Raw genomic sequence first — 12,567 nt, 5'->3', positions numbered from 1 at the left:
CCCGTTCCTCAGGCTCCGGCCGGGCGTGTCCGCACGTGCTGCACGTCGCCGCTGGCCAGCTCGACGGTGCCGGCGCCGGTCTGCACCACCAGCCGGCCGTCCCAGTCGACGGAGGTGGCCGTGCCGGTGAGCGCCGACCCGTCCGGCAGCGTGACGGCGACCTCGGTGCCCACCGTCGAGGACCAGGCCAGGTAGTCGCGGGCCAGGCCGCTGGCGACCGGGTCGCCGAGCGCGGCGGTCCAGGCGAGGTAGCGGCGTTCCAGGCCGCGCAGGTAGGCGAGCAGCACCGGCGCGCGGTCCACCGCCCCGCCGGTGACCAGCGACAGCGACGTCGCGGTGGGCGGCAGCTCCTCGCGGCGGGTGGAGACGTTGAGCCCGGTGCCGACCACCACCGCCCCGCCGCTCGCCTCGGCGAGGATCCCGGCGAGCTTGGCGCCGTCGACGGCCAGCAGGTCGTTGGGCCACTTCAGCGAGGTGCGGACGCCGGAGACCTCGCCGACGGCCTCGGCCAGCGCCACCCCGGTGAGCAGCGGCAGCCAGCCCCGGCGGGCGGCGGGGACGTCGGGCCGCAGGAGCACGGAGACCGTCAGCCCGGCACGCGGCGGGGAGGTCCAGGTGCGGTCGAGCCGGCCGCGCCCGGCGGCCTGGTGCTCGGCGACCAGCACCGTCCCCTCCGGGGCGTCGTCGGCCGCGCGCGCGGCGAGGTCGGCGTTGGTCGAGCCGACCTCCTCGGCCACCTCCACCGAGCGCCACAGCCGGCTGTCGCGGACGAGGGCGGCCTGCAGCGCCGCGGCGTCCAGCGGGGGGCGGTCCAGCTCCGACCAGCGGGCGGAGGGCGCGTCGGGCACTCCCCTACGCTACGGCCCCGTGAGTGCGGCAGAGCTGGAGAGTGCCGGGGAGTCCGTCCCCGGCGACGTCGACATCCACACGACCGCCGGCAAGCTGGCGGACTTCGAGCGGCGCATCGAGGAGGCCGTGCACGCCGGCTCCCAGCGGGCCGTCGAGAAGCAGCACGCGGCGGGCAAGATGACCGCCCGCGAGCGCATCGAGGCGCTGCTGGACCCCGGCTCGTTCACCGAGCTCGACGAGTTCGCCCGCCACCGCTCGACCACGTTCGGCATGGAGTCCCGGCGGCCGTTCGGCGACGGCGTCGTCACCGGGTACGGCACGGTCGACGGCCGCCCGGTCTGCGTCTTCTCCCAGGACGTCACGGTCTTCGGCGGCAGCCTCGGCGAGGTGTACGGGGAGAAGATCGTGAAGGTCCTCGACCTGGCGGTGCGCAACGGCTGCCCGGTCATCGGCATCAACGAGGGCGGTGGCGCGCGCATCCAGGAGGGCGTGGTCTCCCTCGGCCTCTACGGCGAGATCTTCCGCCGCAACGTGCACGCCTCCGGCGTCATCCCGCAGATCTCGCTGGTCATGGGCGCCGCGGCGGGTGGGCACGTCTACTCCCCCGCGCTCACCGACTTCGTCGTGATGGTCGACCAGACGTCGCAGATGTTCATCACCGGTCCCGACGTGGTGAAGACGGTGACCGGCGAGGACGTCACCCTCGAGGAGCTCGGCGGCGCCCGCACGCACAACACGAAGTCCGGCGTGGCCCACTACCTGGCCGAGGACGAGGCCGACGCCCTCGACTACGTCAAGGCGCTGCTGTCGCACCTGCCGAGCAACAACCTCGACCCGCTCCCGGTCGTGGAGGTCCCCCCGGTCGACGCCACGCCGGACGGCGTCACCGACGAGGACCGCGAGCTCGACACGGTCGTCCCGGACTCGCCGAACACGCCCTACGACATGCACACCGTCATCGAGCACGTCCTCGACGACGGCGAGTTCCTCGAGGTGCAGGCGCTGTTCGCCCCGAACATCCTCGTCGGCTTCGGCCGGGTCGAGGGCCGGCCGGTCGGCGTCGTGGCCAACCAGCCCACCCAATTCGCCGGCACCCTCGACATCGACGCCAGCGAGAAGGCCGCCCGGTTCGTGCGCACCTGCGACGCGTTCAACATCCCGGTGCTCACCTTCGTCGACGTCCCCGGCTTCCTCCCCGGGACGTCGCAGGAGTGGGAGGGGATCATCCGCCGCGGGGCGAAGCTGATCTACGCCTACGCCGAGGCCACCGTCCCGAAGGTCACCGTCATCACCCGCAAGGCCTATGGCGGCGCCTACGACGTCATGGGCTCCAAGCACCTCGGCGCCGACCTCAACCTGGCCTGGCCGACCGCGCAGGTGGCCGTCATGGGCGCGCAGGGCGCGGTCAACATCCTCTACCGCCGCGAGCTCGCCGACGCCGCCGACCCCGACGCGCGCCGCGCCGAGCTGATCACCGAGTACGAGGACGCGCTGCTGTCCCCCTACGTCGCTGCCGACCGCGGCTACGTCGACCAGGTGATCCGGCCGTCCGAGACGCGCATCGAGATCACCAAGGCGCTGCGCCTGCTCGCCAACAAGCGCCAGACGCTGCCGCCGAAGAAGCACGGGAACATCCCGCTGTGACATCGCGACCCTCCGGGCCGCACCGCGGCCACGAGCCGTCCCCGACCCGCGCGGAGCCCACCCCGGCCCTCGTCGCGGAGGCCTCCGGCCCCCACTCCTCGGACCGCGCTCTGCTGCGGGTCGTCCGGGGGGAGCCGAGCGCCGAGGAGCTCGCTGCCCTGACCGTCGTCGTCGCCGCGCTCTCCCGGCAGGGGCGGCCGCGGCAGCGGCCGGTCCCGGTCGGCGCCTGGGCGTCCCCCGGCGACGCGCACCGGCCGGGGCTGCGCCCCGGGCCGGGTGGCTGGCGCGCCGCGGGGCGGTTCGGGTGAGCCGCCGGCTGGTGCTCGCCTCGGCGTCACCGGCCCGCCTCGCCCTGCTGCGCCAGGCGGGTCTCGCACCCGAGGTGGTGGTGAGCGACCTCGACGAGTCCACCGTCACCGCCCCGCGCGTGGGCGAGCAGGTGGCGCTGCTGGCCGCGGCCAAGGCCGCCGTCGTCGCCGGACGGGAGGACGACGCGCTCGTCGTCGGTGCCGACTCGCTGCTGGAGTTCCGCGGCCAGGCGATGGGCAAGCCGGCCGACGCCGCCGACGCCCGCCAGCGGTGGCGGCGGATGGCCGGCCGCTCGGGCGTGCTGCACACCGGTCAGGCGCTCCTCGACGTCCGCGGCGGGGCGGTCGTGTCCCGCGACGTCGTCGTCACCTCGACCGTGGTGCACTTCGCCAGCCCGACGCCGGAGGAGATCGACGCCTACCTGGCCACCGGGGAGCCGCTCGCGGTCGCGGGCGCGTTCACCCTCGACGGGCTCGGCGCGCCGTTCGTGCGCCGCGTCGAGGGGGACCCGGCGTCGGTGGTCGGCCTGTCGCTGGCCGCGCTGCGCGAGCAGCTGGGCCGGCGGGGCCTGGCCGTCACCGACCTCTGGCGCCGGTAGCGCGGATCAGCTCCCGGCCCGCGCCGGCGCCGGGCGGCGGTCCGCCGTCGCGTCGGGTGCCAGGGCGAGGCAGTCGTGGTCGCCCGTGGAGCCGGCCAGGTACTCGGCCACCCGTGCCGCCGTCATCGGCTCCCGGCTGACCCAGTCGGGCTGCTCCCCCTCGCGCACGTAGAAGTCGGTGTAACCGCGCCCGGCCAGCGTGTCGATGACCGTCGCCGCGCCGGGCTGGTTCACCTCGAAGAAGACCGAGGGCCGCGCCGCCGTCAGGCCCTTCACGACACCGGGCTCGTGCCCCTCGACGTCGATCTTCACCAGCGCGGGGACCCCGTGCTCGGCCACGATGGCGTCGAGCGTCCGCAGCGGGACGGTGATGGTGTCCTTCCACTCCAGCTCGGCGCCGGCGCCCGTGGCCCCGCCGTTGGCCCGGGTCGCCTCGAGGGTGGCCAGCGCGTCGGCGGAGGTGGTGTACAGCGTCGCCTCGCCCTCGCGGTCGGACACGGCGGTGGCCACCACGGTCACCAGCGGGTCGGTGCGGAAGCGGGTGCGCAGGTGGGCGGTGAGGCGGGGCTGCGGCTCGACGGCGACCACGCGGGCGCCCAGGTCGCGGAAGGCGCCGGTGAACTCCCCGATGTTGGCGCCCACGTCCAGGACGAGGTCGCCGCGGCGCACGAGCTCGGCGAACAGACGACGCTGGCGGCGCCGTGTCCCGGTGACCTTGCGGCCGAGGTTGCGCAGGTGGAAGTAGAGGGTCGGCATCCGTGTGAGCAGGAGACGGTGTGCGGCCAGCATCTGCGCAGGCTATCGAGACAGCCGTCACACGGTCTCCCCCGCGGTGTCCTCCCCTCCGGCGGACGCCGAGGTCGGCGCGGGACGGCGGCGTCCCACTGGCTACAGTCCGGGCGGTCGACGAACGAGGGAGTGCGCCGGTGCAGAAGGTCCTGATCGCCAACCGCGGCGAGATCGCGGTCCGCGTCGCCCGTGCCTGCCGGGACGCGGGGCTGACCAGCGTGGCGGTCTACGCCGAGCCCGACCGCGACGCCCTCCACGTGCGCACCGCCGACGAGGCGTTCGCCCTCGGGGGGACGACGCCCGGCGACTCCTACCTCGTCATCGACAAGATCATCGACGCCGCGAAGCGGTCCGGCGCCGACGCGATCCACCCCGGCTACGGCTTCCTGTCCGAGAACGCCGACTTCGCCCGGGCCGTCCTCGACGCCGGGCTGACCTGGATCGGCCCCTCCCCGCAGGCGATCGTCGACCTCGGCGACAAGGTCGCCGCCCGGCACATCGCCACCAAGGCCGGCGCGCCGCTGGTCCCCGGCACCAAGGACCCGGTCGGCGGCGCCGACGAGGTGCTCGCCTTCACTCGCGAGCACGGCCTGCCGGTGGCCATCAAGGCCGCGTTCGGCGGCGGCGGGCGCGGGCTGAAGGTGGCCCGCACCGAGGAGGAGATCCCGGAGTTGTTCGACTCCGCCGTCCGCGAGGCGGTCGCCGCCTTCGGCCGCGGCGAGTGCTTCGTCGAGCGGTTCCTGGACAAGCCGCGGCACGTCGAGGCGCAGGTGCTGGCCGACACCCACGGCAACGTGGTCGTCGTCGGCACCCGCGACTGCTCCCTGCAGCGGCGCAACCAGAAGCTGGTCGAGGAGGCCCCGGCGCCGTTCCTGACCGACGAGCAGCGGGCGCGCATCCACGAGTCGGCCAGGGCGATCTGCCGCGAGGCCGGCTACCACGGCGCCGGCACCGTCGAGTACCTCGTCGGCGCCGACGGCTCGATCTCCTTCCTCGAGGTGAACACCCGGCTGCAGGTCGAGCACCCGGTCAGCGAGGAGACCAGCGGCCTGGACCTGGTCCGCCAGCAGTTCCGCATCGCCGAGGGCCTGCCGCTCGACGTCACCGAGGACCCCATCCCGCGTGGGCACAGCATCGAGTTCCGGATCAACGCCGAGGACGCCGGGCGGAACTTCATGCCCGCCCCCGGCCCGGTCACCCGGCTGGAGATCCCGCAGGGGCCGGGCGTGCGCTGGGACTCCGGCGTGGAGACCGGCGGCGAGGTGGCGGGCGCGTTCGACTCGATGCTGGCCAAGCTGATCGTCACCGGCGCCAGCCGCGAGGAGGCGCTGCAGCGGGCCCGGCGCGCGCTCGACGAGCTCGTCGTCGAGGGCATGCCGACCGTCATCCCGTTCCACCGCGCGGTGGTCCGCGACGAGGCGTTCACCAGCGAGCCGTTCACGGTGCACACCCGCTGGATCGAGACCGAGTGGGACAACCAGGTCCCGCCGTACTCGGCGGCTCCCGTGGAGGGCGACGCCCCCGAGGAGCGGCAGACCGTCGTCGTCGAGGTCGGCGGCCGGCGGCTGGAGGTGTCGCTGCCCGCGGGCCTGGCGGCCGGCGGCGGTCCTGCGCCGGCGGGTGCCGCGGCGCGGCCGCGCAAGCGGGGGTCCGGTCACGGCGGCTCCGGCGCGTCGGGGAACTCCCTCACCTCACCGATGCAGGGCACGATCGTGAAGGTCGCCGTCGCCGACGGGGACACCGTCGCCGAGGGCGACCTGGTCGTCGTCCTCGAGGCGATGAAGATGGAGCAGCCGATCACCGCGCACCGGGCGGGCACCGTGACCGGCCTGTCGGCCGAGGTCGGCGCCACCGTCACCAGCGGCGCGGTCCTCTGCACCATCGCCGACGCGGCCACGGACTGACGACGCCGGCGCGGGCGCCGGTCCGGTGCCCGCGCCGGCGCGGTGTCAGCGGCGCGGTGTCAGCGGCGCGGGTCGGCCGGGCTGCTCCACACGGTCCGGCCGTTGGCCAGCAGCGTCAGCCGGCCGTCGTCGCGGAGGACGGCCACCGCGCCCGGGGACCGCCAGGTGCCGGTCGACCAGATGGCGCGGCCGTCCGCGGCGTAGCTGACGAGGTTGCCGTCGGGCTGCATGTGCAGCCGGACGCCCGACCCGTAGCGGTGGCTGGCCCAGACGGCGCGCGAGCCGGCGTAGACCACGAGGTTGCCGTCGCTCTGGGTGGTCGCGCGGTAGCGGCCGTTGGGCGACACGATCGCCTGGTCGGCGGAGAGGAACTGCGGCGCCCGCAGCCGGTCGGGGGTGTCCCGCCCGGTCGACCACGCGCGCCGGCCGTCGGTGCGGTAGAGCACGAGGTCGCCGTCGTTGCGCATCACGAGCTTGGCGGGCGCCACGCCCCAGGTCCGCGAGTCCCACACCGGGCGCCCGTCGCGGCGGGACACGACGAGGTTGCCGTCGGTCTGCAGGGTGAACCGGCCGTTGCCGACGGAGGAGCCGCTGGCCCAGATCACGCGCCCGCCCGGGCCGTACACGACGAGGTTGCCGTCGGCCTGGAACGCGGCCCGGTACCTGCCGTCCCCGGAGACCAGCGCCTGACCACCGGTCAGGGACATGCCCGGGCGCAGCCGGTCGGGGGTGTCCCGCCCGGTCGACCAGACCACCGAGCCGTCGGTGCGGACCAGTCGCAGGTCGCCGTCGTCGCGCAGCTCCAGGCGCACCGCGCCCCGGCCGGCCGTCCGGGACTGCCACAGCGAGCGGCTGCCGGAGGAGAGGACGAGCTCGCCGTCGCTGCGCAGGGTCAGGCGGGCGGCGGTGCCGCGGCTGCCGGTGGCCCACAGCACCCGGCGGTCGGGGGCGCGGACGACGAGGTCGCCGTCGGCCTGCACGTCCAGCCGGTAGCGGCCGTTCGCCGAGCGGAGCGCCTGACCGGCGGTCAGCACCTGCCCGGCCGACATGACGCGCCCGCCGTTCGGGCTCGGCGTCGACGGAGGCGCCGGGGTCGGGGTGGTGACCCGGACGGTCGCCGACCCCGCCGCGAGCGCCTGCACGGTCAGGGTGAACGGGCCCACCCTCACCGGCTGCCCGACCGGCAGCGCCGTCTGCAGGTCCTGCAGCCAGTCCGCCTGCGCCGAGGGGGTGGCGTCGAGCAGGAGCGAGGTGTCGTCGAGGCCGGTGCCCGCGCGACGCAGCAGCACCCCCGGCTGCAGGCCGAGCCAGTTGTCGCCGTCGCTCCCGAGCCAGGCGTCGCGGCCGGCGGCGGGGCGGTACTCGAGCCAGGTCACCGCCCCGGAGGGGTCGGCGAGCCGCAGCGCGCGGGTGCCGGTGCGGCCGGAGACGGGGGCGAGGGTGTGGGTGGCGGTCGGCGTCGTGGTGGACACCGTCCGCTGGGCGCCGGGGGCCAGCAGGCCGATCCGCGCGGCCTGGGCGACGTTGAGCGAGCCGACCTGGCCCCAGGAGGCGCCCATGACGTCGTAGTAGTCCTCGTACGGGACGACGGCGCAGGTGCCGCCGTCCACCGCGCGGTCGCACTGGCGCAGCGAGGAGTGCCCGAGCCCGAGGTTGTGGCCCAGCTCGTGGGCGAGCACCGAGGTGTCGACCTCGCGGACGTAGAGGTAGCCGCCGGCGCCCGGCGCGGCACCGAGCTCGGCCAGGCCGTAGGAGCACTCGGGCATCCCGGTCGGGTAGCCGGGGACGTAGAGCAGCAGGTGGCGGCCGGGGCCGCGGGTGAAGCCGACCTCGGCCGCGACGTCGGACCACATGCCCACCGGGTCGCTGCAGGAGCGGGAGGTCTCCACCCAGCCCGTCCGCCCGGCGGTGGCCCGCACCCGGACCGCGCCGTCGCTCTGGCTGCTCCAGAAGTCGGCGACGGGGCCGTTGACGTGGTCGACGAGCTGCTGCGCCGTCGTCCCGTCCGGCCGCAGGGTGGGGGTGGCGACGAGGACGGCGGTGACCTGGTTGGTGACGCCCGTGGTGGCCGGCGCCGTGGCCGGCTGCTCGGTCACCTCGGCGGCGAGCACCTCGCGGGCGGGCTCGAGCCCGTCGCCGGCGGGGTCGCGCACCTCCCCGCCGAGGACCACCTCCACGGTGGCGCCGGGCGGGACCTCGGCGACGTCCTCGGTGTCGACGCGGACGCTCTCGCCCTCGCCGGTGTCGATGAAGCTGACCAGCTCCTCGGCGTGCTCCGGGGCGTCCTCCGGGTCGGCGTGCTCGGTCACCAGCTGGACGAGCTCCCCGGTCACCGTGGTGCCGGCGGGCAGCTCCTCCTCCGCCCCCGCGGTCGAGGGCACGAGGACGATGGTGGCGGCGACGGTGGCGACGACGGCGACGGCGGGCAGCAGCGAGCGCCGGCGTCGGGACACGTGGGGCACGGGGACTCCAGTCAGGTGCGGACGTCGCTGCATCGGCAGCCGCCCGCGCCGCCTTGAGGCCGCCGCGGCACGCTCACCCCGACTGGTCAGGGACGCCGGCGCAGCGACGGCAGCCGCCGGCCCACCAGCACCGCGCCGCCGGCGCCCAGCAGGCCCCCCGCGGCCAGGGCGGGGGTGGCCCAGGAGCCACCGGCCGGCCGCGCGGCGGCGGCCTCCACCGGCACCACGGGGTCGGCGGTGGCGGCCGCGTCCGCGGCGGGTGCGACGGCCTCGGGCGCGACGGGCTGAGCCGCGCCGCCCTCGGGAGCGCCGGCCTCGGGAGCGCCGGTCCCGGGGGCGACGGGCTGAGCCGCGCCGCCCTCGGCGGCGACGGACCGGGGGACGACGGCGGCCGGGGCCGCGGTGTCGGCCGCGGGCGGCGCCTGCTCGGGGGACGCCGGGGCCGCCGCGCCGGCCGGGGTCCCGCCGCCGGACAGCACGCCCGGTGCCGGGACGGTCGGCGCGGGGACGGGGGCCGGGGCCGGGGCCGCGGCGGCGCGGACGACGGTCACCGTGGCGCCGGCGGGTGTGACCGCGTCGACGGTCACCGTCAGCTCGCCGCCGGCGACGACCACCGGCACGCCGGGGCGCAGCGCCGTCTGCAGGTCGGTCTCCCAGCCGGCGGCGGTCGAGGGGCTGCCGTCGAGCAGCAGCGAGGTGTCGGGCATCGCGCCGGAGCGGTGCAGCAGCACGCCGCTGTCGAGGCGGTAGCGGTTGTCGTCGGCCAGCCAGGCGTCCCGGCCGACGGCGGTGCGGTACTCGAGCCAGTAGTCGGTGCCGGCGGCGTCGGTCATCCGCAGCACGCGGGTGCCGGTTCCGGTGCCGAGCGGGGCGAGGGTCGCCGTCGTCGTGGCGGGGCCGGCGGTCCGCACGGCCGCGGCGGGCAGCACCCCGAGCCGGGCGGCCTGCGCGGCGGTGAGGGCGCCCGCGCGGTCCCAGGAGACGCCCATGACGTCGTAGTAGTCGCGGTAGGCGGCGGTGCGGCACTCGGTGCTGCCGGTCGGGGCCTCCACCGTGCCGTCGCACTGCAGGCCGCTGGAGTGGCCGAGGCCGAGGTTGTGGCCGAGCTCGTGGGCGACGAGCGAGGCGAGGTCGTCGCGGACGTAGAGCCGACCGCCCGACGCCGTCCCCGTGCCCACCTGGGCCAGCGCGTAGGAGCAGCCGGGCAGGTCGCGGGGCCGGCCGGTGACGTAGAGCAGCAGGTGGCGTCCCGGTCCGGCGCGGAAGCCGACGCGGGCGGCCGCCTCGTCCCACAGCGCGGTGGGGTCGGCGCAGCCGGCGGTCGTGGTCAGCCAGTCGTGCGCGGCGGTGACCCCCACCGTCACCGCGCCGCCGGTCTGCTCCGACCAGAAGTCGGCGACGTCGTCGTTGACCGTGGCCACGACGTCGGCCAGGGCGGTGCCGTCCGGCGTCCCGCCCCGCGGGGCGACCATCACGACGGTGACCGGGTTGGTGACCGACCCGGCCGGCACGGTTGCCGCCGGCCGCGCGGCCCGCACCACCTGCGCGTCGAGCACCTCGTGCGCCGGCTCGTAGCCGTCGCCGGCGGCCTCGTCGTCCTCGGTGCCGCCGAGCGTCACCTCGACGGTGCTGCCGACGTCGATGCCCTCGACCGCGCCGGACGGCACCCGGACCGAGGACCCGTCGGCCGCCTCGACGAAGGTCAGCGGCTCCTCGTGGGTCTCCCCCGCGTGCCGGCCCTCGAGCGGCGTCTCGGGCCAGGCCCGCACCAGCTCCCCGACCACCGTGGTCGTCCGGGCGCTCCCGTCGTCGGCCTGCGCGGCGACGGCCCAGGGGCCGGCGCTCAGCGCGAGGACGGCGCCGGCGGTGGCCAGGGACCGCGTCAGGACTCGGGAGGCGTGCATCCCTCCCGGCATCGGCGGCCGGGAGTCCCGTGCGCACCATCCGGTCCCCGCCCGTCACAGCCGTCCCGGCCGCCCCGTCCCGGGAGCACCGGCGGCCCCGCGGGTCACGCCAGCGCGTCGGCCCCCATCAGCCTCCGGCCGGCCTCGGTGATCGAGCCCGAGAGCGACGGGTAGATGGCGAAGGTCTGCGCGAGGTCGCTGACGGTGAGGCCCTTGGTCACCGCGAGCGCGATCGGCAGGATCAGCTCGCTGGCGCCGGGCGCCACCACCACGCCGCCGACGACGACGCCGGTGGCCTTGCGGGCGAAGAGCTTCACGAACCCGGTGTGCAGGTCGCTCATCTTGGCGCGGGCGTTGGTGGCCAGCGGCAGCCGGACGACGTCGAGGTCGTGGCCCTCGGGCAGGGTCTTCTCCTGCACGCCGACGGTCGCGATCTCGGGGTGGGTGAACACGTTGGCCGAGACGGTCTTGAGGCGGATCGGCTGCACGGCCTCGCCGAGGGCGTGCCACATCGCGATGCGGCCCTGCATCGCCGCGACGCTGGCCAGCTGGAAGACGCCGGTGACGTCACCGGCGGCGTAGATCCCGGGCACGTTGGTGCGCGAGACCCGGTCGACGACGACGTGGCCGGACTCGCGCAGCTCGACGCCGCACGCCTCCAGGTTCAGCCCGGCGGTGTTGGGCACGGTGCCGACGGTCATCAGCGCGTGCGAGCCCTCGACGGTGCGGCCGTCGGTGAGCTCGACGAGCACGCCCTTCTCGGTGCGGGTGACGCTGGCGGCCCGGCCGCGCTCGGCGATCTGGCCGCCGCGGGCCCGGAAGACGTCGGCGATGACGTCGGCGGCGTCGGCGTCCTCGCCGGGCAGCACCTGGTCGCGGGAGGAGACGAGGGTGACCGGCACCCCGGCCTCGAGGTAGCCCGACGCGAACTCCGCGCCGGTCACGCCGGAGCCGACGACGACGAGGTGCTCGGGCAGCTCCTCGAGGTCGTAGATCTGGCGCCAGTCGAGGATGCGCTCGCCGTCGGGCTCACTGCCGGGCAGCACGCGGGGGTCGGCGCCGGTGGCGATGAGGACGACGTCGCACTCGAGCGTCTCCCGGGCGGCGCCGTCGCGGTCGAGGACCTCGACCCGGTGCTCGACCAGGCCGCGGGCGGTGTCGGCGAGACGGGCCTGCCCGGCGAGGACGCGGACGCCCTCGGCCTCGAGCCGGGCGTGGACGTCGGCCGACTGCGCCATGGCCAGCCCCTTGACGCGGGCGTTCACGGTGGCGAGGTCCAGACCCACCGTGGCGAGGTCGGTGCCGCGCAGGCCGAGGACGGAGGAGTCGCGGACCGAGGTCATCGTGCCGGCGGCGGCGATGAGGGTCTTCGACGGCACGCAGTCGGTGAGCACGCTGGCCCCGCCGAGGCCGTCGCGTTCGACCACGGTGACCTGCGCCCCGAGCGAGGCGGCCACCAGCGCGGCCTCGTAGCCGGCCGGGCCGCCGCCGATGATGACGATGCGGGTCATGGGGTCTCCTGCGTCTTCGTGCGGGGAGGCGGAACGGGTGCGCCCCCATCGTCCCAGGCGGGGCACGCGGTGTCGGCAGACTCACGGGTCGCGCGGGACACACCGGCCGTAGGCTCGGGCGGCGATGGGTCTCTACGCCGCGTACGGGTCCAACATGGACCCCGAGCAGATGCTGCGCCGCTGCCCGTCCTCCCCGCACGTGGGCACCGGCTGGATCCGCGGCTGGCGGCTCACCTTCGGCGCCGAGGAGTACGGCTGGGAGGGCGCGCTGGCGACGCTCGTGCCGGCCGAGGACCGCGAGGCGCCCGGCGTCTTCGTCGCCCTCTACGACCTCACCCCGGCCGACGAGCGCGAGCTCGACGCCTGGGAGGGCGCCGACCGCGGCCTGTACCGCAAGCTCAACCTGCGCGTGCACACCCTCGGCGGCGACGTCGTCGCCTACGTCTACGCGCTGGACGCCTTCGAGGGCGGGCTGCCCTCGGCGCGGCACCTGGGCTCGATCGCCGACGCCGCGGAGGCCGCCGGCGCCCCGGCCGACTACCTCGCCGAGCTGCGCGCCCGCGACTGCCGCTCCGCCTTCTGAGCCGAGGCTCCGCC

The 12,567-nt window shown here is 76.2% G+C and carries 10 protein-coding genes; 5 read left to right on the top strand and 5 right to left on the bottom strand.

Annotated elements, in window-relative coordinates; all coding sequences use genetic code 11:
• Positions 1-8: 8 nt before the first annotated feature.
• Positions 9-848: a biotin--[acetyl-CoA-carboxylase] ligase gene (locus BM165_RS10430; protein ID WP_075013430.1), complete on the bottom strand. Its 840-nt coding sequence runs from the start codon at positions 846-848 to the stop codon at positions 9-11.
• Positions 849-867: 19 nt separating this feature from the next.
• On the opposite strand from BM165_RS10430, the gene BM165_RS10425 reads away from it, so the two are divergent.
• Genes BM165_RS10425 through BM165_RS10415 form a run of 3 tightly spaced genes read left to right on the top strand, consistent with a single transcriptional unit; the run spans position 868 to position 3,400 of the window.
• A complete protein-coding gene (locus BM165_RS10425; protein WP_075013429.1) occupies positions 868-2,493 on the top strand; it encodes an acyl-CoA carboxylase subunit beta in 1,626 nt (541 codons plus the stop codon).
• Positions 2,490-2,801 (top strand): acyl-CoA carboxylase subunit epsilon, encoded by a 312-nt coding sequence (locus BM165_RS25650; RefSeq protein WP_075013428.1) that lies wholly within the window; start codon positions 2,490-2,492, stop codon positions 2,799-2,801. Before BM165_RS10425 ends, BM165_RS25650 begins: the two co-directional genes overlap by 4 nt.
• Complete coding sequence (locus BM165_RS10415) at positions 2,798-3,400, top strand: Maf family protein (protein ID WP_208976707.1); 603 nt, start codon at positions 2,798-2,800, stop codon at positions 3,398-3,400. Before BM165_RS25650 ends, BM165_RS10415 begins: the two co-directional genes overlap by 4 nt.
• Positions 3,401-3,406: 6 nt before the next feature.
• Here the strand turns inward: BM165_RS10415 and BM165_RS10410 are convergent, their stop codons facing one another.
• On the bottom strand, positions 3,407-4,189 hold the full coding sequence (locus tag BM165_RS10410; RefSeq protein ID WP_075013426.1) for an FkbM family methyltransferase: 783 nt from the start codon (positions 4,187-4,189) through the stop codon (positions 3,407-3,409).
• A 137-nt stretch (positions 4,190-4,326) separates the two neighbouring features.
• Between BM165_RS10410 and BM165_RS10405 the strand changes: the two genes are divergently transcribed.
• Positions 4,327-6,093 (top strand): acetyl/propionyl/methylcrotonyl-CoA carboxylase subunit alpha, encoded by a 1,767-nt coding sequence (locus BM165_RS10405; RefSeq protein ID WP_075013425.1) that lies wholly within the window; start codon positions 4,327-4,329, stop codon positions 6,091-6,093.
• A gap of 59 nt (positions 6,094-6,152) precedes the next feature.
• On the opposite strand, the gene BM165_RS10400 is transcribed toward BM165_RS10405, so the two are convergent.
• The 3 genes from BM165_RS10400 to BM165_RS10390 all read right to left on the bottom strand — a co-directional run bounded on the left by BM165_RS10400 (position 6,153) and on the right by BM165_RS10390 (position 11,970).
• Positions 6,153-8,555 (bottom strand): hypothetical protein, encoded by a 2,403-nt coding sequence (locus BM165_RS10400; RefSeq protein WP_075013424.1) that lies wholly within the window; start codon positions 8,553-8,555, stop codon positions 6,153-6,155.
• 86 nt (positions 8,556-8,641) lie between these two features.
• The gene (locus BM165_RS26065; RefSeq protein ID WP_075013423.1) at positions 8,642-10,459 is read right to left on the bottom strand and encodes a zinc metalloprotease; all 1,818 of its coding nucleotides are present in this window, start codon (positions 10,457-10,459) and stop codon (positions 8,642-8,644) included.
• Between the two features lie 104 nt (positions 10,460-10,563).
• Positions 10,564-11,970 carry an NAD(P)H-quinone dehydrogenase gene (locus BM165_RS10390; protein WP_075013422.1) on the bottom strand — a complete coding sequence of 469 codons (1,407 nt, stop codon included), beginning with the start codon at positions 11,968-11,970 and terminating at the stop codon, positions 10,564-10,566.
• 124 nt (positions 11,971-12,094) lie between these two features.
• On the opposite strand from BM165_RS10390, the gene BM165_RS10385 reads away from it, so the two are divergent.
• Positions 12,095-12,553: a gamma-glutamylcyclotransferase family protein gene (locus BM165_RS10385; RefSeq protein WP_075013421.1), complete on the top strand. Its 459-nt coding sequence runs from the start codon at positions 12,095-12,097 to the stop codon at positions 12,551-12,553.
• Positions 12,554-12,567: the final 14 nt, after the last annotated feature.

Origin of the sequence: Geodermatophilus obscurus (assembly GCF_900115395.1) — a bacterium.
Classification (GTDB): Bacteria; Actinomycetota; Actinomycetes; order Mycobacteriales; family Geodermatophilaceae; genus Geodermatophilus; species Geodermatophilus obscurus_B.
This window is presented reverse-complemented; position numbering and strand designations above follow the sequence as displayed.